General features: G+C 73.7%; 18 protein-coding genes and 1 pseudogene. 6 read left to right on the forward strand and 13 right to left on the reverse strand.

The window, feature by feature from the left end:
* Positions 1–170 precede the first annotated feature (170 nt).
* Positions 171–1,079: a GNAT family N-acetyltransferase gene (locus ACFYY7_RS06250; RefSeq protein ID WP_388657718.1), complete on the forward strand. Its 909-nt coding sequence runs from the start codon at positions 171–173 to the stop codon at positions 1,077–1,079.
* Here ACFYY7_RS06250 and ACFYY7_RS06255 read toward each other — a convergent pair.
* Together ACFYY7_RS06255 and ACFYY7_RS06260 are read right to left on the reverse strand one after the other, a co-directional pair.
* Positions 1,051–2,181: an alpha-L-fucosidase gene (locus ACFYY7_RS06255; RefSeq protein ID WP_388657720.1), complete on the reverse strand. Its 1,131-nt coding sequence runs from the start codon at positions 2,179–2,181 to the stop codon at positions 1,051–1,053. The genes ACFYY7_RS06250 and ACFYY7_RS06255 overlap by 29 nt on opposite strands.
* Before the next feature lie 39 nt (positions 2,182–2,220).
* Positions 2,221–3,582 carry a GH1 family beta-glucosidase gene (locus ACFYY7_RS06260; RefSeq protein WP_388657723.1) on the reverse strand — a complete coding sequence of 454 codons (1,362 nt, stop codon included), beginning with the start codon at positions 3,580–3,582 and terminating at the stop codon, positions 2,221–2,223.
* A 176-nt stretch (positions 3,583–3,758) separates the two neighbouring features.
* Here ACFYY7_RS06260 and treZ point away from each other — a divergent pair, with 176 nt between their 5' ends.
* A complete protein-coding gene (treZ, locus tag ACFYY7_RS06265; protein WP_388657726.1) occupies positions 3,759–5,537 on the forward strand; it encodes a malto-oligosyltrehalose trehalohydrolase in 1,779 nt (592 codons plus the stop codon).
* A gap of 78 nt (positions 5,538–5,615) precedes the next feature.
* On the opposite strand, the gene ACFYY7_RS06270 is transcribed toward treZ, so the two are convergent.
* The 4 genes from ACFYY7_RS06270 to ACFYY7_RS06285 form a co-directional block, all read right to left on the reverse strand.
* On the reverse strand, positions 5,616–6,743 hold the full coding sequence (locus ACFYY7_RS06270) for a Xaa-Pro peptidase family protein (RefSeq protein WP_351252643.1): 1,128 nt from the start codon (positions 6,741–6,743) through the stop codon (positions 5,616–5,618).
* An 86-nt stretch (positions 6,744–6,829) separates the two neighbouring features.
* The gene (locus tag ACFYY7_RS06275; protein WP_388657729.1) at positions 6,830–7,495 is read right to left on the reverse strand and encodes a nucleoside/nucleotide kinase family protein; all 666 of its coding nucleotides are present in this window, start codon (positions 7,493–7,495) and stop codon (positions 6,830–6,832) included.
* A 27-nt stretch (positions 7,496–7,522) separates the two neighbouring features.
* Positions 7,523–8,182, reverse strand: coding sequence for a response regulator transcription factor (locus tag ACFYY7_RS06280; RefSeq protein ID WP_356079337.1), 660 nt, complete (start codon positions 8,180–8,182; stop codon positions 7,523–7,525).
* Positions 8,170–9,423 carry a sensor domain-containing protein gene (locus ACFYY7_RS06285; protein ID WP_388657732.1) on the reverse strand — a complete coding sequence of 418 codons (1,254 nt, stop codon included), beginning with the start codon at positions 9,421–9,423 and terminating at the stop codon, positions 8,170–8,172. The genes ACFYY7_RS06280 and ACFYY7_RS06285 overlap by 13 nt, the downstream gene beginning before the upstream one ends.
* Before the next feature lie 167 nt (positions 9,424–9,590).
* Here ACFYY7_RS06285 and ACFYY7_RS06290 point away from each other — a divergent pair, with 167 nt between their 5' ends.
* Both ACFYY7_RS06290 and ACFYY7_RS06295 read left to right on the forward strand, forming a co-directional pair.
* Positions 9,591–10,310 carry an ABC transporter ATP-binding protein gene (locus ACFYY7_RS06290; protein WP_388657734.1) on the forward strand — a complete coding sequence of 240 codons (720 nt, stop codon included), beginning with the start codon at positions 9,591–9,593 and terminating at the stop codon, positions 10,308–10,310.
* Positions 10,307–12,979, forward strand: coding sequence for an ABC transporter permease (locus tag ACFYY7_RS06295; protein ID WP_388657736.1), 2,673 nt, complete (start codon positions 10,307–10,309; stop codon positions 12,977–12,979). Before ACFYY7_RS06290 ends, ACFYY7_RS06295 begins: the two co-directional genes overlap by 4 nt.
* Before the next feature lie 19 nt (positions 12,980–12,998).
* Here the strand turns inward: ACFYY7_RS06295 and ACFYY7_RS06300 are convergent, their stop codons facing one another.
* From ACFYY7_RS06300 to ACFYY7_RS06325, 6 genes and pseudogenes are all read right to left on the reverse strand, one after another.
* The gene (locus ACFYY7_RS06300; RefSeq protein WP_388657737.1) at positions 12,999–13,931 is read right to left on the reverse strand and encodes a LysR family transcriptional regulator; all 933 of its coding nucleotides are present in this window, start codon (positions 13,929–13,931) and stop codon (positions 12,999–13,001) included.
* A 70-nt stretch (positions 13,932–14,001) separates the two neighbouring features.
* Positions 14,002–15,195 carry a glycine C-acetyltransferase gene (locus tag ACFYY7_RS06305; RefSeq protein WP_376318304.1) on the reverse strand — a complete coding sequence of 398 codons (1,194 nt, stop codon included), beginning with the start codon at positions 15,193–15,195 and terminating at the stop codon, positions 14,002–14,004.
* A 53-nt stretch (positions 15,196–15,248) separates the two neighbouring features.
* Positions 15,249–16,277, reverse strand: coding sequence for an L-threonine 3-dehydrogenase (gene tdh, locus ACFYY7_RS06310; RefSeq protein ID WP_383720792.1), 1,029 nt, complete (start codon positions 16,275–16,277; stop codon positions 15,249–15,251).
* 315 nt (positions 16,278–16,592) lie between these two features.
* Positions 16,593–17,231: pseudogene (locus tag ACFYY7_RS06315) on the reverse strand (ABC transporter substrate-binding protein); the annotation flags it as partial.
* Between the two features lie 234 nt (positions 17,232–17,465).
* Positions 17,466–18,089, reverse strand: coding sequence for a GNAT family N-acetyltransferase (locus tag ACFYY7_RS06320; RefSeq protein ID WP_388657741.1), 624 nt, complete (start codon positions 18,087–18,089; stop codon positions 17,466–17,468).
* 196 nt (positions 18,090–18,285) lie between these two features.
* Positions 18,286–19,170 (reverse strand): peptidase S1, encoded by an 885-nt coding sequence (locus ACFYY7_RS06325; protein WP_388657744.1) that lies wholly within the window; start codon positions 19,168–19,170, stop codon positions 18,286–18,288.
* Positions 19,171–19,546: 376 nt separating this feature from the next.
* On the opposite strand from ACFYY7_RS06325, the gene ACFYY7_RS06330 reads away from it, so the two are divergent.
* Together ACFYY7_RS06330 and ACFYY7_RS06335 are read left to right on the forward strand one after the other, a co-directional pair.
* Positions 19,547–21,991 (forward strand): GTPase-associated protein 1-related protein, encoded by a 2,445-nt coding sequence (locus tag ACFYY7_RS06330; RefSeq protein ID WP_388657747.1) that lies wholly within the window; start codon positions 19,547–19,549, stop codon positions 21,989–21,991.
* Between the two features lie 192 nt (positions 21,992–22,183).
* A complete protein-coding gene (locus ACFYY7_RS06335; RefSeq protein WP_388657750.1) occupies positions 22,184–22,654 on the forward strand; it encodes a hypothetical protein in 471 nt (156 codons plus the stop codon).
* A 99-nt stretch (positions 22,655–22,753) separates the two neighbouring features.
* Here ACFYY7_RS06335 and ACFYY7_RS06340 read toward each other — a convergent pair whose 3' ends face one another.
* The gene (locus tag ACFYY7_RS06340; RefSeq protein ID WP_388657753.1) at positions 22,754–23,875 is read right to left on the reverse strand and encodes a DUF1648 domain-containing protein; all 1,122 of its coding nucleotides are present in this window, start codon (positions 23,873–23,875) and stop codon (positions 22,754–22,756) included.
* Between the last annotated feature and the right edge of the window lie 72 nt (positions 23,876–23,947).

Genomic DNA, 23,947 nt, shown 5'->3' on the forward strand with positions numbered 1-23,947 from the left:
ACGGCCCGCCGGACCACCGGTTACGGTGACGGCTCCGCCCGAGAACCGAGGAAGGAGGCGAGAACAGTGCGTACACCCACCATTTCGTTCCCGCGCTCCCGTCCCGTTCGCCGGGCGGCTTCGGTTTCTGTCTGACCGGGAGCGCACCGCTTCTTCCGGAGGACTGTTCCATGACCGATCCGGTCATCCGCGCGCTCACCGAGAGCGACGCACATCTTTTCCACACCATGCGGGGCCGTGACCTCGTCGGCCGCGCCGCGTTCGGGCACCGGTACGCCACGACGGACGACGGCGGCGACTACCGCCCCGAGTGGACCTGGGTCGCCCTGCGCGACGGTGTCGTGGTGGCCCGTGCCGCCTGGTGGGGCGGGCCCCACGACACCGAGCCGGTGCTGCTCAACTGGTTCGACTTCGCCGACGGCGAGGAGGCGGCGGGCGCCGAACTGCTGCGCCGCGCCCCGCTGCACACCGAGTACGAGCTGATCCTGCCGGCCGACTGGCGGGAGCGGCCCGACGTCCGGGCCGCCGCCGAGGGCCGGATCTCCGCCGCCCGCGCGGCCGGGATGAAGCCGCTGGTCGAGCGGTACAGCTACCGGTGGACACCGGAGTTCGGCCTGCCCGAGCGCCCGGGGCGGCTGGAGTTCCGGCCGGAGCCGGACGACGAGGTGATCCTCGACGTGCTGCGCCGGGTCCACACCGTCACACTGGACGCCCATGCCCGGAAGGCCATCGAGGCCGGCGGTCTGGAGCAGGCGGCGCGGGAGGAGCTCGACTTCTTCCACTGGTGCCCCTCGCCGCGTTCCTGGTGGCAGTTGGCGTACACCCGCGAGGGCGAACTGGCGGGCATCCAGGTGCCCGCCCACAACCCGTCCGGGCCGTGCGTCGGCTTCATCGGGGTCGTGCCCGAGCAGCGGGGGCACGGCTACGGGTACGACCTGCTCGCGGAGTGCACGCACTTCCTCGCTGCCGAGGGCGCCGGGTTCATCGCGGGCGCCACCGACCGGGGCAATGTGCCGATGGCGGCCGCGTTCGCGCGGGCCGGTCACCGCATCACCCAGGAACGCATCCATCTGATGTGAGTTCACGGGTGAGTTCCGCCAGCCAGTCCAGGCGGAGCCGCTGCGCGGCGGGGACCTTCGCGTCCTCGCCACGTGGCCCCACACCGATCAGCAGGTTGCCGCCCCCGGCCGCCGTCTCCCGTACCAGCGATTCCAGCGCCTCGCGGCCGAGGCACGCCTCGGGCAGGGAGTTGCGGTTGTAGCCGAAGCCTCGGTCGATGCCGCGGGTGATCTCGTACAGGTCGGGGCCGGTGCGGCGGGCGGCCTCCGGGGTGCGGAAGTCGAAGTACGGGGGCCGGCGCGGTACGGAGCCCTCGCCCCGGGCGACGGTGCGGCGTTGCCGGCCGTTGTACAGGGCCTTGGCGCCGGGGAGCGAGAGCGTGCGCCATATCGGTGCGCGGGGCATCAGCCGGTCGTTGACGACGCCGTGCGGGACGGCGAAGCGGTAGTACTCGACCAGCCGCTGGACATCGGTGGGTGAGCCGGGCCAGGCGATGTCGTTCCAGAGGATGTCGGGGCGGTAGCGGCGGATCAGTTCGCGCATCTGGGCGCCCGCGTACGCCGGGTAGCTGCCGCGCGGGACGGCCGAGACGATGTCCGCGCCGGTGCCGATCGGGCGGTCGTCGAAGGTCCGGTCGAGTCCGCCGGAGTAGTGGACCCCGAAGCGCAGCCCCTCGGCCCGGACGGCTTCGGCGAATTCACCGACGACATCGCGTGCGGTGCGCCAGCCGGCCCGGTGCGGGTTGGCCACCTCGGAGGGCCAGAGGCAGAAGCCGTCGTGGTGCTTGGTGACGAGGACCGCGTAACGGGCGCCCGCCGCACGGAAGTCGCGGGCCCACGCGGTGGGGTCCCAGTTCGCCAGGGCGTCGTTGAAGTCGTCCCCGAAGGCGGCGTACGGGCGGGCCCCGTAGGTCGCGCGGTGGTGGGCGGCGACGGGGCTGCCGGGGAACCGGAGCGCGTTCTCGTACCACTCGGCGTAAGGAGTCCAGCCGAGCGGCGCGCGGCGGCCGGCCAGGGGGAGTTCGTCCGCGGGGACGTACCGCGGGGCCCAGCCCGGTACGGAGGCAGGCGTCCAGTGCACGAATATCCCCAGGCCGGCCCGGGACCACCATGAAGCAACCATGCCGCGAAGTATGGATCATCGCGGGCGCCGTGCGTCAGGTCACTGTGCCGGGCTGCCGGTCTTCTGTGCGCGGATCAGGTCGCGGTACCAGGCGTAGGAGTCCTTGGGGGTCCGGCGCAGCGTCTCGTAGTCGATGTGGACCAGGCCGAAGCGCTTGCTGGCGCCCTCGGTCCATTCGACGTTGTCGGTGAGCGACCAGGTGAAGTAGCCGCGCACGTCGACCCCGGCGTCGATGGCGGTGCGCAGGGCCCGCAGATGTCCTTCGAGGTAGGCGATCCGGCGGGTGTCCTCGGCGGGCTCGTCGACGGCGCAGCCGTTCTCGGTGATGTAGAGCGGCGGGAGCCGGTCGCCGTAGCGGCTGTGGAGCTGGACGAGGGTCTCGCGCAGGCCGTCGGGGACGACGGGCCAGCCGAAGTCGGTCTTCTCGTAACCCTCTATCTCCTGGATGCCGAAGGGGAGTTCGGGGGGCATCCGGTAGCCGGAGAAGGTTTCCGGGGTGCTGGTGCCGGGGGCGCCGACGAGGGTGGGGTTGTAGTAGTTGACGCCGTACCAGTCGAGCGGGGTGGAGATGGTCCTCAGGTCGTCCTCGACCGGGCCGGGCATCATCGCGGCGAAGTTCTCGTCGGGGTAGCGGCCGGTGAGGACCGGGTCGGCGAACAGCCAGTTGGTGATCGTGTCGTAGAGCTCCGCGCCCAGGCGGTCCTCCTCACGGTCCCCGGCGGTCCAGACCGGGGTGTGCGAGACGGCGATGCCGATGTTGTCCGCGCCCGCGCCGCGCAGCGCGCGCACGGCGAGGCCGTGGGCGAGGAGCTGGTGGTGGGCGGCGGGCAGGGCGTCGAGGAGGAGGGCGCGGCCCGGTGCGTGCTCGCCGAGGGCGTAGCCGAGCAGTGTCACCTCGGCCGGTTCGTTGATGGTGATCCACATCGGTACGCGGTCGGCGAGGCGCTCGGCGACGATGCCCGCGTACTCGGCGAAGCGGTAGGCGGTGTCCCGGTTGAGCCAGCCGCCCTCCTCGTCGAGCGGCAGCGGGGTGTCCCAGTGGTAGAGGGTGGGGGCCGGGGTGATGCCGTGGGCGCAGAGCTCGTCGACGAGCCGGTCGTAGAAGTCGAGCCCCTGCGGGTTGATCGGTCCGCTGCCGCCGGGCACCACGCGGGGCCAGCTGACGGAGAAGCGGAAGGCGTCGGCGCCGAGGCCGGCCAGCAGGGCGACGTCCTCGCGGTAGTGCTGGTGGAAGCCGGTGCCCCGGGTGGTGTCGGTGCCGTCCTTGATCCGTCCGGGCTGCGCGGCGAAGGCGTCCCAGCCGGAGGGGCCCTTCCCGTCGGTGTCGGCGGCCCCCTCGGTCTGGAAGGCGGACGCGGAGGCCCCCCAGAGGAAGCCCGGCGGGAACGACGGCACGGTCATCTCGGCCTCCACAGCCGTACGAGGGAGTGCGTATTGAGCAGAACCCGATGGGGCAATGATCAGAACCAGACCTTAATCGCCAGTAACGGGCTCGATCCAGTGTCGTGGGCCGGTGATCGTGTCTGTTGCCGACGACGGGGCACGGGCCACGGGGGCGATCAGACGAGGAGCGTTGCATGCTGTTCGAGGTATGGGCACCGGATGCGGACGAGGTGGGGCTGCGGCTGTCGGGCGAGCCGCGGGCGATGGAGCGTGATCCGGCCCGGTCCGGCTGGTGGACGGCCGAGGCGCCGGCGTCGGACGGGGACCGGTACGGCTTCGTCCTGGGCGGGGGCGGGAGCGGGAGCGACGGGAGGGTGCTCCCCGATCCGCGTTCGCGCCGTCAGCCGGACGGGCCGGACGGCGAGAGCGCCGTCGTCGACCATTCGCTGTTCGAGTGGCACGGCGGCTGGGCCGGCCGGGGGCTCGCGGGGGCCGTGCTGTACGAGCTGCACATCGGTACGTACACCGAGGAGGGCACCTTCGACGCGGCGGCCGCCAGACTGGGGCATCTGGCCGAGCTGGGCGTCACCCATGTGTCGCTGATGCCGGTCTGCCCGTTCCCCGGCACGCACGGGTGGGGGTACGAGGGCGTGTCGCTCTGGGCCGTGCACGAGCCGTACGGCGGGCCGAACGGTCTCAAACGATTTGTCGACACGGCGCACGGTCTCGGGCTGGCGGTCCTGCTGGACGTGGTCCACAACCATCTCGGCCCGTCCGGCAATCACCTGCCGGCCTTCGGCCCGTACTTCACCGAGGCCCATCACACTCCGTGGGGGGCGGCGGTCAATCTCGACGCCCCTGGTTCGGACGAGGTGCGGGCATTCCTGCTGGGCAGCGCGCTCGCCTGGCTGCGGGACTACCGGCTGGACGGACTGCGGCTCGACGCGGTCCACGCCCTGGCCGACGGCCGGGCGCTGACCTTCCTGGAGGAGCTGTCCACGGCGGCCGACGCGCTCGCCGCGGAACTGGGCCGTCCGCTGCCGCTGATCGCCGAGTCCGACCTCTGCGACCCGAGGACCACCACCCCGCGCGAATCCGGCGGCATCGGACTGCAGGCCCAGTGGAACGACGACTTCCACCACGCCCTGCACGCCGCGCTGACCGGTGAGTCCCAGGGCTACTACGCGGACTTCGCCCAGGCTCCGCTGACCGCCGTCGCCAAGACCGTGACCAGTGCGTTCTTCCACAACGGCACGTACTCCAGCTTCCGGGGCCGGACCCACGGCCGCCCCGTCGACATCGTCCGCACGCCCGCCCACCGCTTCGTCGGCTACGCCCAGACCCACGACCAGATCGGCAACCGGGCGCTGGGCGACCGGCTCTCCGCGACGCTCTCCCCCGGCCTGCTGGCCTGCGCCGCGACCCTCGTCCTGACCGGACCGTTCACGCCGATGCTGTTCATGGGCGAGGAGTGGGGCGCGCGCACCCCCTGGCAGTTCTTCACCGACCACACCGATCCGGCCCTCGCCGAAGCGGTCCGCAGCGGCCGGCGGCGGGAGTTCGCGGCGCACGGCTGGTCGGCGGACGACATCCCGGACCCGCAGGACCCGGCCACCCGGAACCGTTCCTGTCTGGACTGGAGCGAGCCGTCACGGGAGCCGCACGCCCGCCTGCACGCCTGGTACCGCGAGCTGATCGCACTGCGCCGCGCCCTGCCCGACCTCCACGACCCGGATCTGGCGTCGGTGCGCACCGCCCACGACGAGCAGGCGCGCTGGCTGGCGTACCGCAGGGGCGATCTGCGGATCGCGGTCAACCTGGGCGAGAAGCCGGCCACGATCCCGCTGGGCGGCGGCCGGCGCCGGGGCGGCGGGGACCGGGTGGTGGCGGCGTGGGAGCCGGTGGATGCCCCGGGCGGCGACGGGCTGCTGCACCTGCCGCCGGAGTCGTGCGTGGTGCTGGCCGACGGCTGAGGGGCGCGGGCGCGGCGGCACCGGGCGGTGGCGCGGCGGGGGCGGGGCGAACCTCGCGGCCGCCCCGCCCGTGTCCGGCTACTCGACGATCGCCAGCTCGCGCGCCGTGCTGTTGAGGCGCCGGCCGCCGTCCTCGGTCACGGTCACGATGTCCTCGATCCGTACGCCGAACCGGCCCGGCAGATAGATGCCCGGCTCCACGGAGAAGCACATCCCGGGCACCAGCGGCTGCTCCTCGCCCTCGATCATGTACGGCGGCTCGTGGGTGGTGACGCCGATGCCGTGGCCGGTGCGGTGGATGAAGCGTTCGCCGTAGCCGAACTCGGTGATGACCGCGCGGGCCGCCCGGTCGATCTCCTGGCAGGCGACGCCCGGCCGGACCGCGTTGCAGCCCGCCTCCTGCGCCTCGCGCACGATGTCGTGGACCCGCTGCTCCTCGGCGGTGGGTTCGCCGACGTGGACCGTGCGGGAGGTGTCCGAGCCGTAGCCGTGCTTGAGGCCGCCGAAGTCGAGTACGACCATGTCGCCCCGCTCGATGGTGCGGTCACCGGCCTCGTGGTGCGGGTTGGCACCGTTGGGGCCGGAGCCGACGACCGTGAAGTCGACCTGGGAGTGCCCGAACCGCTTGAGCAGTTCGGCCAGTTCGGCCGCGATGTCGGTCTCCTTGCGGCCCGAGAAGCGCACCTTGAGGATCTCTCCGTACGTGGCGTCGGCGGCGGCTCCGGCGGCGGCGATCCGCTCCAGCTCGTGGGCGTCCTTCACCGCGCGCAGCATCGGCAGCGCCTCGGTGAGCGAGACGTACGAGGTGTCCGGCAGGGTGCGCTGCAGCCCGAGCAGATGCATCGCCCAGGAGTTGTCGCTGATCCCGAACCGGCCCCGGCCGTCGAGCAGCGGGGCGGTGACGGCGTAGGGGTCCTTGCCGTCGGTCCAGTCCCGCAGGGTGAACGCGGGGGCGCCGACGGCCTTCTCGGCGTCCGGGGCCTCCAGCGTCGGAACGACGAGGACCGGGTCCTGGCCCGGCGTGAGGACGAGGACGGTGAGGCGTTCGGTGTTCACGGGCTGGTAGCCGGTGAGGTACACGAGGTCGGGGCCGGGCGCGACCAGTACGCCCGCGAGCCCGGCCTCGGCGGCGGTGTCGGCCGCGCGCGTCATGCGGGCCCGGTAGTCGTCGGCGGTGAACGGCACGGGCTGGCTCTGGCTGGACATGCGGGACCTCCTGGTGACGCGACACGGCACACAGCATCCTGCCCGTCCGGGCCGCCCGACGCGAGCGGGGCCGGCGAGGTCGGGGCTCAGGATTCCGGATCCGGACGTACGACGAGGTCGGCGCGGGTGCGGCCCCGCTCGACCAGGCGCGCGTTGGCTTCGTCGGACCGCGCCACCCAGCGCTCGGCGTACGCTCGCGGCTTCCCGAACCGCACATGGCGCTCGACCAGCCGCCGTACCCGCAGCACCGGGTCGGTCTCCAGGAACCACACCTCGTCGAGCAGCCCGCGCACGGGCGCCCAGGGGCCCTCGTCGTGCAGCAGGTAGTTGCCCTCGGTGATGACCAGCGGGATTTCCGGGTGTACGGGGACGGCTCCGGCGATCGGCTCCTCCAGGGCACGGTCGAAGGCGGGGGCGTACACGGTGGTACCCGCCTCCGGTGCGCGCAGGCGTCCGAGGAGGGCGGCGTACCCGGCGGCGTCGAAGGTGTCGGGGGCGCCCTTGCGCGCGGCGCGGCCGAGCCGTTCCAGTTCGACCCGGGCGAGGTGGAAGCCGTCCATGGGGACGAGGACGGCGAGGCCGTCCAACGCGTCGACGAGCCGGGCCGCCAGGGTGGACTTCCCTGCCCCGGGCGGCCCCGCGATGCCGAGGATGCGGCGGTGGCCGGGGACGGCGAGGCGGCGGGCGCGGGCCGCCGCCCCGGTGGGATCACTGGTGGCCGGATCGCCGGTGGCCGGATCGCTGATGTCCATGCGGGGCATTGTCGCGAACCGGGGGTGTCAGCGCGCCCCCTTGCCCTCCAGGTACGCCAGTACCGCCAGCACCCGTCGGTGCACCGTGCCGTCGTCGGGTTCCAGGCCGAGCTTGGCGAAGATCGAGCCGATGTGCTTGCTCACCGCTCGTTCCGTCACGACGAGTTCGGTGGCGATGGTGCCGTTCGCCTTGCCCTGCGCCATCAGTTCCAGCACTTCGCGCTCGCGCGGTGTGAGGCTCCGCAGCGGCTCGGCCGACGACTTGCGGGTCAGCAGCTGGGTCACCACCTCGGGGTCGAGCGCCGTACCGCCGCCCGCCACCCGCTCCAGTGCCTGGAGGAACTGGTCGACCCGGCCGATCCGGTCCTTCAGGAGGTAGCCGATGCCCTGCGCGCCGCGGGCGAGCAGCTCGGCGGCGTACGTCTCCTCGACGTACTGGGAGAGCACCAGGATCGGCAGTTCGGGCAGCTCGGCGCGGGCGGCGATCGCGGCGCGCAGCCCCTCGTCGCGGAAGGTGGGCGGGAGCCGTACATCGAGCACGGCGGCGTCCGGACGGTGTTCCAGCAGGGCGGGCAGCACCTCGGGCCCGGTCGCCGCGTCGGCCACCACCTCGTGGCCCGAGCTGGTGAGCAGCAGGATCAGGCCCTCCCGCAACAGCGCGTTGTCCTCGGCGATCACGATCCGCACGGCAGCTCCACTTCGATGTCCGTCGGCCCCCCGACGGGGCTGCTGATGCGGGTGGTGCCGTCCAGTGCGGCGATCCTCCGACCGATGCCGACCAGCCCACTGCCGGTGGAAGGGTTCTGCGAGGTGCCGCGCCGTTCGTCCGCGCCGCCGCGGCCATTGTCGCTGATGGTCACCCGCAGGCTGCCGGGGGTGCGGGCGATGCGCACCGTCGCGGCCGTCGCACCGCTGTGTTTGCTGATGTTGGTGAGCGCCTCGGCGATGACGAAGTAGGCGGCGGCCTCGATCGCGGCCGGGAGGCGCCGGCCGTCCTCGACGCCGTCCAGTTCCGCGGCGACGGGCACGCCCGCGTCGGCGGCCAACGCCCTTACCGCACCGGCCAGTCCACGGTCCGTCAGCACCGGGGGGTGGATGCCGCGCACCACGTGCCGCAGTTCCGCGAGGGCCGCCTCCGCGCCGTCCTGTGCCTCGTCCAGACGGATGCGCGCGGCGGCCGGGTCACTGTCGAGGAGCTGTCTGGCGAGGCCGATGCGCAGGGACAGGGCGACGATCCTGGCCTGGGCGCCGTCGTGCAGATCGCGTTCGATGCGGCGCAGTTCGGCTCCGTGCTCCTCCACCGCACCGGCCCGGCTCTCGGTCAGCTGGGCGATGCGTTCGGCGAGCGCGGTGGACGGCGAGGAGGTGAGCAGGGACCTGGTCCAGCCGGCCGACAGGTCCGCGAGCACGCAGTGCCAGCGCAGCACCCACCCCTGCCGTTCGGGCAGCGGTGTGCCGTACTCGTCGGCGGCCCGCCGGTCCAGCAGGCGCACGACGGGCAGCGCGACCCCGTCCACGAGGAGCCCGACCGGCCACAGCACCATCGCCAGATATCCGACGGCATTGCCCATGAGCGCCTGCAGCGGCAGCCAGAGCGCGTCGCGCCACACGGTCGGGTCGTTGAGTACGCGCCGTACCCGCTCGGAGAGTTCGGCGCTGTCCAGCGAGGGATAGGGCGTCGGCGTGAAGGGAACGCCCAGCCGCGCCGCCGCCCTGCGCCGCTCGAACTCCGCGAACCTGCGCAGCACCTTGGCGGCCTCCGGCAGCGCGGGCAGCCCGATGATCACGGCGGCGAACAGCAGGACCGCCACCACCAGGAACGCGCTCACATAGGCGAGCAGTGCGACCGCGATGCCGATGGCCAGATAGCGCGACGCATCCCACGAACGCCTGATGGCGGTGGTCAGCGGGGCGGGTGCGGTGCTCATGACGGACCACGTTACGGGGGTTCGCCGGCCGCCGGAGTGGAGCCCTCCCCCGGGGTTCGGTGGAGCTGGCTGCACCCCCGTTCCGGGACCGCGCACCCTCGCCCGGCCGGGCCGCTGTTCATAGCGTTTATCCAGGTCAGAAGGCACATGGCGGGGCAGAGGGAAGAATGGTGGGGTCAACGGTGGACACGATCACGGCAGTGCGGGCGTCCGCGCTGAGTCTGGATTCGGTGAGCCGGCGCCACGGCCGGGGCGACGGGGGGACCACCGCGCTCGACGCGGTCAGCTGCGCGGTCCCGGCGGGGAGTTTCACCGCGGTGGTGGGTCCTTCGGGCTCGGGGAAGAGCACGTTCCTCCAGTGCGCGGCGGGGCTGGACCGTCCGACGTCGGGCACGGTACGGATCGGGGGCACCGATCTCGGTGCGCTCTCCGAGGCGGCGCTGACCCGGTTGCGCCGGGACCGGATCGGCTTCGTCTTCCAGTCGCACGCCCTCAACCTGGTGCCGTCACTGAGCATCGAGGAGAACGTCGTGCTGCCGCTGGTGCTGGCGGGCGCCGATCCGGAGGACGAGCGGGTGCTGAGCCGTGGGCGGGACCTGCTGACCCGGGTCGGTCTGGCGGGCCGCGGCGCGCAGGGTCCGGCGACGCTCTCCGGCGGGCAGCAGCAACGCGTCGCGGTGGCACGGGCGTTGGTGACGGAACCCGAGGTGATCTTCGCGGACGAGCCGACGGCCTCCCTGGACCCGGAGTCGGCGGCACTGGTGCTCGCTCTGCTGCGGGACGCGGTGCGGGTCGACGGCCGTACGGTCGTCATGGTCACCCACGACCCGGTGGCGGCGAGCTGGGCGGACACCGTGCTGACGATGGACGGCGGCCGGCTGCGATGAGCAGGAAGAGCGGGAGTGCGAGCGGAAGCGGTAGGGCGAGCGAGGGCGGGAGCGGGAGTGCGAGCGAGGGCGTGGCAGGGCCCGGGTCGGATGTGCGGGCCGGAGTCCGTCGGGCGTCGGCGTTCCTCGCCCGGCGTTCGCTGAAGGCCCATCGCCGGGCCTGGGGCGCGGTGTTCACGGCGACGACGGCGGCAGCCGCGCTGATCGGGGCCTTCGCCCTCGTCGTGGGTTCGCTGCTGCTGGCGCAGCCGCCGGTGGAGCGTTACGCGGGGGCCGACGCGGTGGTGGCGGCCGATCAGCGGGTGGCGTACACGGCGAAGCCGTGGGGCAGCGAGCCGCAGACCGCGACGGCGTATCTGCCCGAACGGGTAAGGCTCGACCGCTCCTTGGTGGCGGAAGCGGCCGCCGCGCACGGCGTCGCGAAGGCCGTCGCGGACGATTCGGTGCCGGTGACCGTGGGCGGAGAGGGCGGCGCGGCGGTGGGCACCGGCCGGTCCTGGGCGGCCGCCGCGCTCACCCCGTACCGGCTGGCGGAGGGCCGCGCACCGAGGACCGCCACCGAGGTCGTCCTCGACGGCGGGCTGGCAGCGGCCACCGGGAGCAGGGTCGGTGGCCATGTGACATTGCAGGCGGACGGGGCTCCCCGGCGGTACACCGTGAGCGGGGTCGCCGGCACCGGTCACCGGGGCGGCTCCCCCGCCGTGTTCCTCACCGAGCGGCACCTCACCGCCCTGGCCGGACACCCCGGCACGGTCGACGCGATCGGCGTCCTCGCCGAGGAGGGCGTCTCCACGGACGCGCTGCGGGCATCGCTGGAGGAGGCGCTGCCCGAACGGGCCCGTGGCGACCGTGACGTCCGGGTGCTCACCGGCCCGGAGCGCGGGCAGGCCGAACACCCGGACGCGCTCGGCGCCCGCGGTGAACTGCTGCCGCTGCTGGCCTCGATCACGGGCACGGTCTTCATGGTGGCGCTCCTGGTGATCGCCACCACCGTCTCCCAGGCGGTCCACCAGCGCGCCGGTGAGCTGGCGCTGCTGCGTGCCGTGGGGGCGACACCGCGTCAGCTCAGGTCGGCGGTCGGCCGCGAGGTGAGCCGGGTGGCCGGGGCGGCGGCGGTACTGGGCGGGGTCGCCGCGGTGCCGTTGGGGCTGCTGATGCGGTCGCTGCTGACGACGGACCCGCTGCCGCTGCCGGTACCGGTGTGGCTGCCGTTCGCCGCGAGCGCCGCGGCCGCTGTGCTCGTCGCGCTCGCCGCCCGGCCGGTGGCGGTCCTCGCGGCCAGGGGCGTCACCGGACTGCGGCCCGCCGCCGCGCTGGGCGCGGCCGGTGCACCCGAGCCGGGCGAGCCGGGGCGGGTGCGCACGGTCGCCGGGGCGGTGCTGGCCATGGGCGGCGTGAGCGCGGCCGGTGCGGCGACGGCGCAGGGCGGGCAGGCCGCCGCGGTGGCCGCGTCGGGTGCGGCCACCTCGCTGATCATCGCGGTGGCGCTGCTCGGTCCGTGGATCGCCCGGGTGGCGACGCGGGTCCTCGGCACGCCGGTGCGGCGCGCCGGCGGGGTCTCGGGCTTCCTCGCCGCCAGGTCCGCCGCCGCGCACCATCGGCGCCTGGGTGCGGCGATCACGCCGATCGTGCTGGTGGTGGCGTTCGTCTGCGTGCAGTTGGCGGCGGGCTCGACGCTGGAGCGGGCCGCCGACCGGCAGGCCGCCGCCGCGCTCCGGGCCGACCTGGTGGTGACGGGCCCGGCCGCCGGGCTGCCGGCCGGCGCGGCGCACGCCGTGCGCGAGGCCCCCGGGGTGAAGGCGGCGACCGGTGTGCTGCGCTCCGGCGTCGTGCTCGCCCACCGCGAGATGGGCGATCCGAAGCTGGACCGGTTCCCCGTGCTGGGTGTGACGGCGGACCAGCTGTCCGGCACGCTCGACCCGCGCGTCACGGCGGGCGATCCGGCGGACCTCACCGGCAGGGGCACGGTGGCGGTCGGCGAGGACCGGGCGTCCGATCTCGGTGTAGGCGTCGGTGACTCGGTGGAGCTCCGTCTCGGCGACGGCACCGAGGTACGGCTGCGGGTGGTGGCGCTCTACGAACGGGCCCTGGGACTCGGTGAGTTCATGCTGCCGCGCGAGGCGCTGGCCGGACACGTATCGGTCCCGCGCGACCAGCGGATCCTGGTCCGTTCGGCGGACGGCGGGGCGGCCCCGGCCGTACGGCGCGCGCTCGCCGCGTACCCGGGTGTGCGGGTGCGGCCCGCGACGGCCGACGACGTACGGATCGCACCGCCGTCCTCGGACCAGGACGACGCCATGGTCGTCATCGGGGTCGGGGTGATCGGTGGCTTCGCGCTGCTCGCGGTGGTCAGCACGCTGTCCCTGATCACGGTGGGCCGCCGCCCCGAGTTCCGCCTGCTGCGGACGGTCGGTGCGGGGCGCCGTCAGGTGCGGCGGATGCTGGTGCTGGAGACGGGCCTTGTGGCGGTGGCCGGGCTGGCGATCGGCACGCTGGTCGCGGTGGTCCCGCTGCTGGCGTTCGCGTTGTCGGTGACCGGTTCGGTGCCGTATCTGCCACCGGCCCGGTACGGGATGCTGGCGCTGGCCGTGACGGTGGCGGCGGGTGCGGGGGCGCTCGGGCCGGGCTGGTCCGGCGGCGGCCGGTCCGTACTCGGACGGCGGGCGTGAGGGCGGCCGCCCCGACGTCTCACGGCGACGCGGGCAGGGGCAGCGCCCCCTCCCGTGCCGCCGCCGCGGCCAGCGCGTCGAGCACCGGGGCGATCAGCGGATGCCCCTCCGCCCCGTGCCGCACCGCGGCGAAGACCCGGCGGGTCGGCGCGCTGCCCTCCACCGGCCGCACCACCACTCCGGTCAGCTCCATCCCCAGCAGCGCCGACCGCGGCACCAGCGCCACCCCGGCGCCCGCCCCGGCCAGCGCGACCACCGCGCGGAAGTCGTCCGAGGAGTGCTCCATCCTGGGCTGGAAGCCGGCGAACTCGCAGGACAGGACCACCACGTCGTGGCAGGGGTTGCCGGGGTACGGGCCGATCCACGCGTCCTTCTCCAGGTCCGCGATCGCCACCTGTTCCCGGCCGGCCAGCGGATGCCCGACCGGCAGCACCGCGTCGAACGGTTCGGAGTACAGGGGCACCCGGGTCAGCCGCCGGTCGTCCTCGTCCGGGGCACCCCGGTACTCGACGGCGACCGCCACATCGACCTGCCGGTCGAGCACCATCGGCACGCTCGCGTCGCCCTCGGCGTCCTGGACCCGGACCCGGATGCCGGGCGCGGTGCGGGTCAGCGCGGCGATCGCGGGGGCGAGGACCAGGCCGATGCCGGTGGCGAACGCGGCGACGGTGACCGTGCCCGCGTCCCCCGAGCTGTAGGCGGCGAGCTCCGCCTCGGCCCGTTCCAGCTGGGCCAGCACCGCGTTGGTGTGGGTCAGCAGGATCTCCCCGGCGGGCGTGAGCCGGGCGCCGCGCGCGCCCCGTTCGACGAGCCGGTGGCCGGTCTCCTGCTCCAGCGCGGCGAGCTGCTGGGAGACCGCGGAAGGGGTGAGATACAGCGCGGCGGCGGCTGCGGTCACCGTGCGGTGGTCGGCCACCGCACGGAGGATGCGCAGCCGCCGTGAATCGATCATGTGACCCATTGTCCCAGGTCATGGGTGGAACCCCGCCGCCCGGCCGGGGCGCCCGGCCGGGCCCCGGGTGCTACTCCCCCAGCGCGGCCCGCGCGTCGACGAACGCGTCCACGGCCCGGTTCACGTCCTGTGTGGAGTGCGCGGCGGAGAGCTGGACGCGGATGCGGGCCGCGCCCTGCGGGACGACCGGGTAGGAGAACCCGATCACGTACACACCGCGCTCCAGGAGGAGCTCCGCCATCCGGCCTGCCTTCGCCGCGTCCCCGATCATGACGGGGGCGATGGCGTGGTCGCCGGGCAGGATGTCGAAGCCCTCCTCGGTCATCCGGGTACGGAAGAGCGCGGTGTTGGCGTTGAGCTGCTCACGCAGGTCGCCGGCGGCCTCCAGCAGGTCGAGGACCTTGAGCGAGGCGGCCGCGATGACCGGGGCGAGGGAGTTGGAGAAGAGGTACGGGCGGGAGCGCTGGCGCAGCAGCGCGACGATCTCGGCGCGGGCCGCGACATAGCCGCCGGACGCGCCGCCGAGCGCCTTGCCGAGGGTGCCGGTGATGATGTCGACCCGGTCCATCACGTCGTGCAGCTCCGGCGTGCCGCGGCCGCCGGGGCCGACGAAGCCGACGGCGTGCGAGTCGTCGACCATGACCATGGCGTCGTAGCGCTCGGCCAGGTCGCAGATCTCACGCAGCGGCGCCACGTACCCGTCCATGGAGAACACGCCGTCGGTGACGACGAGCCTGCGCCGGGCGCCGGACGCCTCCTTGAGCTGCTTCTCCAGGTCCTCCATGTCGCGGTTGGCGTAGCGGAACCGCTTGGCCTTGGAGAGGCGGATGCCGTCGATGATGGAGGCGTGGTTGAGGGCGTCGGAGATGACCGCGTCCTCCGGGCCGAGGACGGTCTCGAAGACACCGCCGTTGGCGTCGAAGCAGGAGGAGTAGAGGATCGTGTCCTCCTGGCCGAGGAACGTGGAGAGCCGCTGCTCCAGTTCCTTGTGGACCTCCTGGGTGCCGCAGATGAAGCGGACCGAGGCCATGCCGTAGCCCCAGCGGTCCAGCGCCTGGTGGGCGGCGGCGATCACGTCGGGGTGGTCGGCGAGGCCCAGGTAGTTGTTGGCGCAGAAGTTGAGCACCTCACCGGGGCGGCCGCCCGCGGTGACGGCGACCGACGCGGACTGCGGGGTGCCGATCACGCGCTCGGGCTTGTGCAGTCCGGCGGCCTCGATCTCTTCGAGGGTGGTGCGCATGTCGTCGCGTACGGAGTCGAACATGAGGGGTGTCTCCCGGCTCGATGGCTGGATACTCGATATCTGGATACGGGTGGTCAGGAGGTCCAGTCGAGGATGACCTTGCCGCCGCGTCCGCTCGCCGCGTCGTCGAAGGCCGCCTCGAAGTCGCGGTAGCCGTACCGGCCGGTGATCACGGGGGCGAGGTCGAGGCCGCCCTCCAGCAGTACGGACATGGCGTACCAGGTCTCGTACATCTCCCGGCCGTAGATGCCCTTGACGGTGATCATCGAGGTCACGATGCGGGCCCAGTCGACGGCGAACTCCTCGGACGGCAGTCCGAGCATGGCGATCCGGCCGCCGTGCGTCATGTTCGCGATCATGTCGCGCATCGCCTCGGGCCGGCCGGACATCTCCAGGCCGATGTCGAAGCCCTCGCGCAGTCCGAGGTGCTTCTGGCCGTCGGCGATGGTCTCCTCGGCGACGTTCAGGGCGAGGCTGACGCCGACCTTCCGGGCCAGCTCCAGGCGGGCCTCGCTGACGTCGGTGATGACGACGTTGCGGGCGCCCGCGTGCTTGGCGACGGCGGCGGCCATGATGCCGATCGGTCCGGCGCCGGTGATCAGTACGTCCTCGCCGACCAGCGGGAACGACAGCGCGGTGTGCACGGCGTTGCCGAACGGGTCGAAGATCGCGGCGACGTCGAGGTCGACGGGGACCCGGTGCACCCAGACGTTGGACGCGGGCAGGGCGACGTACTCGGCGAACGCCCCGTCCCGGCCGACGCCGAGCCCGAGCGTGGAGCGGCACAGGTGGCGGCGGCCGGCCAGGCAGTTGCGGCACTTGCCGCACACCAGGTGGCCCTCGCCGCTGACCAGGTCGCCGACGTTGATGTCGACGACGTCGGCACCGGTCCGTGCGACCTCGCCGACGAACTCGTGGCCGAGGACGAGCGGGGTGCGCACGGCCTGCTGGGCCCAGCCGTCGTAGTTGCGGATGTGCAGGTCGGTGCCGCAGATACCGGTACGGAGGACCTTGATCAGTACGTCCGTGGGGCCGATCTCCGGCTCCGGCACGTCCATCAGCCAGAGTCCCGGCTCGGCCTTCTGCTTCACGAGTGCCTTCACGGCTGCGGCTCCCTGCGCTGGTGCGGCGTTGAGTACCCCGGGCCGGGGGCATGCCAGAGGAAGCCTGCGGCCCGGGGAGGATCGAGAGGGACGGGACAACATGGGCAGCGCGCGTCGATCGGCTGCCGCGCACCATCCTCGGCCGTCACGGAGAAATCTGCCGCACCCCGCGCCACAGGTCCATCGAGGTTTTCTTAAGCGCGCCCGAAGATCCGCTTCATGCCGTCGGCACGGTTCCCCCGTCCGGCGCATGGAGTGCCCGGCTCGGACCTTGGTGCAGGGCCCCAGGAAGCGGGCCCGTCCGCGCTCGACCCGGTAGAGGTAGATCCCCGTCTCGTACCGCACCTGCCGGCTGGCGCAGAAGGACACTGTCCGGGTGATGCCCGGATGGGTGGTCCGGAACAGGCGCTGGGCGATGCCTTCGCGTTCCGCTCCGGTGGCGCTGGTGGAGCGGGCCGCGTCGGCGATCAGCCCGACCGCGTCGTACGCCTCGGCGGCCCAGCGGGCGGGTGCCGACCCGAAGCGCTTCCGGTACGCGGCGGTGAACGCCTTCGCGGCCCAGGCCGCCGCCGGGTCGCTGTACGCCTGGGCGGACACCCACCCCTCGGCGGCCTCCCCGGCACCGCTGAGGAAGGCGGGCGCGAGGACGGGGCCGGTGGACACGCGGCTGCCGGTGAACCCGGCGGCGGCGAGGGCGGCGGCGCAGCGGGCGCCCCGGGCAGGTGACGTCGAGGCGAGGACGACGGCGTCCGCTCGTTCGGCGACCACCGTACGGGCCGCCGGGCCGAAGTCGTCGGTGCCCGGGGGGCGAGGTAGCCGGGCGTGCCGTGCACCGCGTCGAGCGCGTCGGCGAGGCGGGCCCCGAGCGCGCGGACGGTCACGGGCGGCAGGGGCCCTTCGGCGGCGACGGCCTCGGCCGGCGAGGGGCCGGGCACGAACGCGGTGGTGAGCCACGGTTCGCGGGCCTCGGTGTCGGCGTCCGTCACCGGGACCACCCAGGGGCCGGTGACCCGGCGGGCGGCCTCGGCCTCGCGCCGGAAACGGGCCCGGAAGCCGGGGTCTGCGGCGTGTTCGGCCCGGATGACCTTCGCGGCCACGAGCGATCGACCACCCCCGTATCCCCGAAGTCGCGTCGATCCTACGAGTGCGGAAAGGGGGTGGCCGGTTCCCGCAAGATCTGTCGTTCCGTCAGAGACCTTCGGGTCGCGGGTCCTTGGCGAGCCGGGCGTGCAGGTGCTCGTCGTGGTACTCGCCGTCGCCGAAGCGGTGGGAGTCGCGCAGGACGCCCTCGGGGAGGTAGCCGCAGCGGTCGGCCACCCGGCAGGACGCCGGGTTGCCGACGGCGTGGGCGATCTCGACGCGGCGGACGTCGGCGGTGTCGAAGCCCCAGTCCGTCACCGCCGCGACCGCCCTGGTCACGAGGCCCCGCCCACGGGCGGCGGGCGCCAGCCAGTATCCGACCATCGCCAGTCCGTCCTCGCGGTCGACCCAGCGCAGGGCGACGCCGCCGAGCACCGCGTCGTCGGCGGCGTCCCGTATGGCGAAGGCGGCGACCGTACCGCGTTCCCACCCGGCGTCCCGCGCCTCCACCCAGGCGCGGGCGGCATCCCGGTCGGTCGTCGCTATCGGGTTCCACAGGGCGATCGCCGGATCCGCCACGGCGGCCACCAACGCGTCCAGCACGTTCTGCGAATCGGCGTCCGCCCGGCTCCAGGGGCGCAGTACGGCGTCCACCAGATCGAACTCGGTGCGGATGAAGGTCTTGCGGTCGGCGGGGGCGGGGCCCGGGGCAGGGGCGGAGAGAGTGCTCATGGCCCCATTTCTACTGAAGCATCAGAACTCTGACCAGCGATTTTCCCGGCCTGTCGGTGCGCGCGTCCCCGAGCGGCACCGCCGGCCCGCCGGTGCGCGTCCCCGAGCGGCACCGCGCCGCACACCGAGGTCGGCACCGAGGTCGGCACCGGTGTGCGGCGCGGCGGGCCTCACGAGGTCTGTGCCGGACGGCGGTTCAGGAGAGGGCCAGTTCCGTGACGTCGCCCGCTTCCAGGACCCAGGTCGCGCTGAGCCCGCCCTCCTTCACCCGCGCGTTGCCGTCGCCCTTGAGGACGCCGATGCGGTTGCCCGACAGGGCGATCTGAATGGCGTGGGTGTACTCGTGGACCCAGGTCGCGCTGAGGCCGCCCTCCTTCACGTACGCGTCGCCGCTGTCCTTGAGGACGCCGATGCGGTTGCCCGACAGTTCGAGCTGGATGACGTCGTCGGCCTCGCGCACCCAGGAGGCGCTGAGGCCGCCTTCCTTCACCCAGGCGACACCGTTGCCGACGAGGACGCCGATGCGGTTGCCCGCCAGGTCGATGCCGATGGCGTTGTCGGACTCCCGTACCCAACTGGCGCTGAGGCCACCCTCCTTCACCCAGGCGACACCATCTCCGGTGATGACACCGATGCGGTTGCCGGAGAGTTCCAGTTCCTTGACCTTGTCGGACTCCTTGACCCAGGTCGCGCTGAGGCCACCCTCCTTCACGTACGCCTCGCCGTTGTCCTTGAGGACGCCGATGCGGTTGCCGGACAGGGCGATCTGCTTGACGTCGGTGGCTTCCTTGACCCAGGTGGCGCTCAGCCCGCCCTCCTTCACCCACGCGACACCGTCACCGGTGAGGACGCCGATGCGGTTGCCGGAGAGAGCGACCTGCTTGACGTTCCCGGACTCCTTGACCCAGGTCGCGCTGAGGCCACCCTCCTTCACGTAGGCGTCGCCGTTGACCCGCAGGGTGCCGATGCGGTTGCCGCCGTCGCCGGAGACGGTGCCGGGCACCGCGCCGGCCGTGCTCGAACCGGCGAGACCGGCCAGCGCCAGAACGGCCGCGGCGGCAGAGAGAGTTTTGAGATTCAACGGAGTAACTCCTGTACACAGGGGGACCCTTGGGACCGATGAGCTGTGCCCTCGGGGGATTGAGCAATCCGATGACGATCAACGACCGGGGGCCCGTAGGGTGCGTGTGCCATTGGGGTGAGGGAGGCGCATTGAACGGGGCCTGCCGCGCGCCGGGGCGCACGGGTCCGGCACGCTCCGGACGGAGGTCCCGGTGACCTTCCCGCGGGGTGCGTGCGGGGCGGCGAGCCTTGATAGCGTCGCTCCCGCGATTGCGGACCGCTCCCCGCCGGGGTCGTCGCTGCGCCCCGGACGTCCTGCCCTCGACGGGCGGTCCGCGGAGCGGGCGTGCTGACGGCACGGGGACGTTCGCGGCAAGGACGAAGAGGGCCGACGCATGAGCCTCGCGCAGTTGCACTACACCTCTGCCACCGCGGGGGACGACGGGGGTGGCACGCGGTTCACGGCGGTCGGCGCCGGCATACCCACGCCGGTGCTGGCGGAGGCCGAGCAGCTCCTCGGGTACGAACCGCCCGCCGGAGCCCCGTACCACCCCACCGCCGGCGAACTCCGTTCGTTTCCCGAGGCGTTCAGCTTCAGCTCCCTGTCCGACGGCAGTCGTCTGCTGAGCCGCACCGTGGCCCTCGGCGGCCCCGGCGCCGGCGGTTTCCACGCGCACGCGGTACATCTTCCGGCCGGTACCCGGCTGCCGGGCGACGCGCTGCCGATCTCGGCCTGGCGGTCGCCGAGCTGGGCCTCCGCCCCACCGGAGGGCTCCGCCCCCGGCCCCCTGGCCGCCCTGCCCGCCTCCGCCTCCTTCGGCCCCGAGGCGCTCAAGGACTTCGCGGTCTCCCGGAGCCCCTGGCTGGCGGCGGTCTTCGCCGATCTGCGCCGGGTGTGCGAGGAGCCGGCTCCGTCGCGGCTCGTTCTCGTGGAGCGGAGTTGCGCCGATGTGGCCCGGTGGATCGCCCTGGCCGGGTCCGTGCTGCCGCCGGAGACCGCCCAGCGGCTGACCTTCACGACGTACACCCGACGCCCGGCCGACTCCCCGCACCAGGTCGTCGGGGTGCGGCCGGAGGACGCCCCCGCACCGGCCGGCCCGGAAGGCGGCCTCCTGGTGCGCGACTGCACCGGGGCACGCCCCGGGGAGACGGTGGGCGATGCCTGGGCGGAGAGCTGCGCCCGGATCTGGCGCAACCGGTCCCCGGAGCTGTTCCGGGTGGCGGCGGAGCTGCCCGGCGAGCCCTTCGCGGCCGGGCCGCTCGCCGTGACGGCGCTCTGCGCGGGCGTACCGCTCGGTCCAGACGGGCGTGCCGCGGCGGCGCATTGGGCGGCCGAGCGGCCGTACGCGCTGGACGACGAGCGGACGCGACGGCTGACCGATGCGCTGACCGCCCCCGGCCTCGACCGCACGGATGACGAACTCCGCGCCGTCGCAAGGCTGTTGACCGCTCTCGACGGACGGTCGGGCGACGCCGTGACCGCGTCGCTCGGCGCTCTGCTGGTGACGGAGGCGGTACGCGGCGGCGGCGTCGCACTCGAACCGCCCGCGCGCTCGGTCTTCGCCGGACCGGCCGGGGAGCGTGCCGTCGCCGCGCTCGTCACGGCTCTGGGCGACGACCTGTGTACCGAACTCACCACCGGTACGCCCCTCGCGGCCCCCGCTGTTCCCGGACGGACCGTGGGGCGTGCGGTGCAGTTGCTGCGGATCGCGCGGCTGCTCGATGTGGACTGCACCGAGCTGCTCCCCGACGTGGTGGGCCGGATGGCCCGGTCACTGCTGGACGAAGGGGCCGCCGACTGCGCCGCGGTGCTGCTCGACCTCCTGGACGAACAGTTCGACGTCCGTACGGCGCTGCTCGGTGAGCTGGACCGGATCGCCCCGCAGGACGCCTCGGCGACGGAGCGGCTGCTGGCCGGGGTCGCGCTGCCGTTCACCGGGGCGCAGGCGCTGCCGCATCTGCGGATGTGCGCGGCGGCGCCGGAGGCCAGGGCGAGCGGTGGCGACGACCGGGTGAAGGTACTGAACGCGGTGCTGCGTGCCGGTGGAATGTCACCTTTCACCGAGCCGCTGGTGCTGCGGACGGCGGTGGGTCTGGTCTGGGGCGACGACGTCCCCACGGCTGGCGAGGCGCGGCTGCTGCTGGCCGGGAGCACGTCCGACGCGCATCGCACGGCCGGTACGTGGTCCGTGCTCGTCGCGGCGGCGCTCGGCGCCCCGGCCGACGACGCGGAGGCGCCCGAGCTCGCCCATGATCTGTTGCGCGGCTTCCCGCAGGAGATCGACGCGCGGGCGCGCGGCGCGCTGCATCTCCTGGAGTTCGCGCGGGACGTCCGGTCGGGGGCGGCGGAGCCGGGCTGGGCGGAGCAGGCCCGGAAGCTGTGCGCTGGGGCGGAGCCGGTGGAGGCGGGCGTGCGCGAGCAGGCGTTCGGCGCCCTGGCCGGGCGGCTGCTCGACCCGGACCGGCCGGAGGCGGAGCTGTACGCGTTCGTCCACAGCGACGACCCGGACCTCATCGCGGCCTACGGCACCGCCGCCCGGCAGGACGTGGTGCTCGCCCGGCTGCGCTCCGACCCGGCCTATGTGGCGGACTGCTTCACTGTCTGGAGCTCCCACCCGCACGCGGGCCGCGCCTGGAGCGGGACCCGGGAAGCGCTGCTGGCGGAGGTGCTGCGTCCAGTGGTGCGCGGCCTGTCCGCCGGTGAGGTGGCGGCGGTGGAGGAGGCCGCCGAGTTGGCGGGCAGCAGCCGTACGGCGGAGGCGTTCCGGGCGTGGAACCGGCCGGACGGCTTGCGCAAGCGGCTCGGCAACAGGCTGGCGGCCCGCGTGCGACGGTCGTGAACGGCATCCCCGGCGGTCGCGAAGGGCATTCCCGGCGGTCACGAACGGCATCCCCGCCGGTCGTGACCGGCATCCCCGGCAGTCACGGGCGGGCCACGGAGGTCGTGGCCCGTCATGGGTGACCGGTACCGTGTGACATATCGATCTCTCGTGCGCTCCCGGCGGGCTGCGTGACACCCCCAGGAGGAACAGATGACGACGAACCGCGGACGCAAGGACGTCATCCGGGACCGGATGGCCGCGACCGGCGAGTCGTACAACGTCGCCGCCCGCAATCTGAAGGCCATGAAGGACATGGGCGCCACGCGTGAGGCCGTCCTCACCCAGCGCTGGCGCCCCGCCGACACTCTCGACGTGCCGTGCCCCTGCGGCGGCACGTGCGAGCCCGGCGAGCGGTGCGAGCGCTGCCACGCGCTCCATCGCCACGTGGCGCGCTACCCCGGCAGTGTCACGGACGTGGAGACCTGGGCCGACCGCTACGACTGCATGGGCTGCGCGTCCTCGTACGTCCTGACCGTGGTGCTGCCCGGACGGCCCTGGGGCGTCGCCGAGACGGTGATCCGGGGCGGCTCCGCCGAGCCGGTCGTGCAGGCCCGGGTGTTCCCGGGTGTCGCCCATCCGCTGCTGCGGCCGGAAGGCGCCGGGGACGAGACCGAGGACTGACCGCCGGCCCCGGCACCCGCCCCGGCCGCCCGAAGCCACCGGCCGCCCCGGAGCAGCCCGAAGTCACCGGCCCGTCCGGAACCACCGGCCGCCCCGGAGTCACCCGACGGCCTGGACGACGGACGCTCCCACCACGACGGCGAGGACCAGCGCCACGACGACCAGGGACCGCGGGTTGCCGAAGTTGACCGTCCAGCCGATGCCGACCCGCTTGGGCACCAGGATCGCGGGATCATCGGCATTGACGTAGACCGTGCCGGCGCCGCGCCAGAAGCGGTCGTCGTCGCGCGGCACCAGTCCGGTGCTCTCCTCGCCCGTTTCCTCCGGCAGCCTGCTCCCGGCGGGCCCGACGCGCAGGACGAGCCAGGCGGTCACGGCGAGGACCCCGACGAGCGGCACACCCGCGACGGCCAGGGTCATGCCCGTGGAGCGGGTGTCGCTCCACATCAGCGCGGACAGCCCGAGCAGCATCAGGTTCACCAGGGCGGTGATGCCCAGCATGGAGCGGGCCGTGACGGTGAGATAGCGGCGGTACCGTGCGGCGCCGGCCACGGGGCGCGCCACATCGAGGTCGGCGCGGGCCCGGAGCAGCCCGGCGACGGTGGCGACCATGGTGAGGGTGAGCAGGACCTGGCCGAGGACGAACCCGAAGGCGGTCCACACACCGGTCGGGTACGTGCGGTAGACGGTGCCGCCGAGCGAGCGTTCGGGCAGTGCGATGCGGTCGGGCAGGCCGGGGTAGACGACGGCGCCCGCGACGACGCTGACGGCGATCACGACGATTGCGGGGACCGCCCAGCCCCAGGGGAATCGGACCGGGTCGGTACGCAGGGACGTGTCCACGACGGCGCCCTGCCGGGCCTGCCGGTACCACCCGCCCTCCGCCTTCGCGCGGGCGATGGCCCGGTGGGCGCGTACCCACAGGGCGGCGGCGAGGGCGCAGAGCAGCAGCGAACCGGCGACCGAGGCGGCGGGAGTGCCGAGCGCGGCGCCGAGCGCCGTGGCGGGCACGGTGACGACGGCCGCGGCGACGAGCATCGCACCGCGGTAGCGGTGGCGCTGTTCCTCGACGGCGGCGGAGCGCGCCTGGTCCGGCGGTACGCGGACGCCGAAGGGCACGGCCGAGGCGTTGAGGCGCGGGCTGGGCGCGGTGTACAGCACGGCGCTGAGCACCGCGAGTATGCCGAAGTTGAGAGCTGCGTCGACCAGCAAGGTGTTCATCTGTCCGTTCCTTTCACTGATCCCGACGGGGCGGGGCGCCGCACCGGAGCCCGGCGCGGCCTTTCGGATGTG

It is taken from the genome of Streptomyces sp. NPDC001933, from assembly GCF_042890955.1.
Taxonomy (GTDB): Bacteria; Actinomycetota; Actinomycetes; order Streptomycetales; family Streptomycetaceae; genus Streptomyces.

Excerpts from the sequence above, each read along its gene's own strand:
- ACFYY7_RS06250 (WP_388657718.1), top strand. The coding sequence starts at position 171 with ATGACCGATCCGGTCATCCGCGCGCTCACCGAGAGCGACGCACATCTT.
- ACFYY7_RS06255 (WP_388657720.1), bottom strand. The coding sequence starts at position 2,181 with ATGGTTGCTTCATGGTGGTCCCGGGCCGGCCTGGGGATATTCGTGCAC.
- ACFYY7_RS06260 (WP_388657723.1), bottom strand. The coding sequence starts at position 3,582 with ATGACCGTGCCGTCGTTCCCGCCGGGCTTCCTCTGGGGGGCCTCCGCG.
- treZ (WP_388657726.1), top strand. The coding sequence starts at position 3,759 with ATGCTGTTCGAGGTATGGGCACCGGATGCGGACGAGGTGGGGCTGCGG.
- ACFYY7_RS06270 (WP_351252643.1), bottom strand. The coding sequence starts at position 6,743 with ATGTCCAGCCAGAGCCAGCCCGTGCCGTTCACCGCCGACGACTACCGG.
- ACFYY7_RS06275 (WP_388657729.1), bottom strand. The coding sequence starts at position 7,495 with ATGGACATCAGCGATCCGGCCACCGGCGATCCGGCCACCAGTGATCCC.
- ACFYY7_RS06285 (WP_388657732.1), bottom strand. The coding sequence starts at position 9,423 with ATGAGCACCGCACCCGCCCCGCTGACCACCGCCATCAGGCGTTCGTGG.
- ACFYY7_RS06290 (WP_388657734.1), top strand. The coding sequence starts at position 9,591 with ATGGTGGGGTCAACGGTGGACACGATCACGGCAGTGCGGGCGTCCGCG.
- ACFYY7_RS06295 (WP_388657736.1), top strand. The coding sequence starts at position 10,307 with ATGAGCAGGAAGAGCGGGAGTGCGAGCGGAAGCGGTAGGGCGAGCGAG.
- ACFYY7_RS06300 (WP_388657737.1), bottom strand. The coding sequence starts at position 13,931 with ATGATCGATTCACGGCGGCTGCGCATCCTCCGTGCGGTGGCCGACCAC.
- ACFYY7_RS06305 (WP_376318304.1), bottom strand. The coding sequence starts at position 15,195 with ATGTTCGACTCCGTACGCGACGACATGCGCACCACCCTCGAAGAGATC.
- ACFYY7_RS06320 (WP_388657741.1), bottom strand. The coding sequence starts at position 18,089 with ATGAGCACTCTCTCCGCCCCTGCCCCGGGCCCCGCCCCCGCCGACCGC.
- ACFYY7_RS06330 (WP_388657747.1), top strand. The coding sequence starts at position 19,547 with ATGAGCCTCGCGCAGTTGCACTACACCTCTGCCACCGCGGGGGACGAC.
- ACFYY7_RS06335 (WP_388657750.1), top strand. The coding sequence starts at position 22,184 with ATGACGACGAACCGCGGACGCAAGGACGTCATCCGGGACCGGATGGCC.
- ACFYY7_RS06340 (WP_388657753.1), bottom strand. The coding sequence starts at position 23,875 with ATGAACACCTTGCTGGTCGACGCAGCTCTCAACTTCGGCATACTCGCG.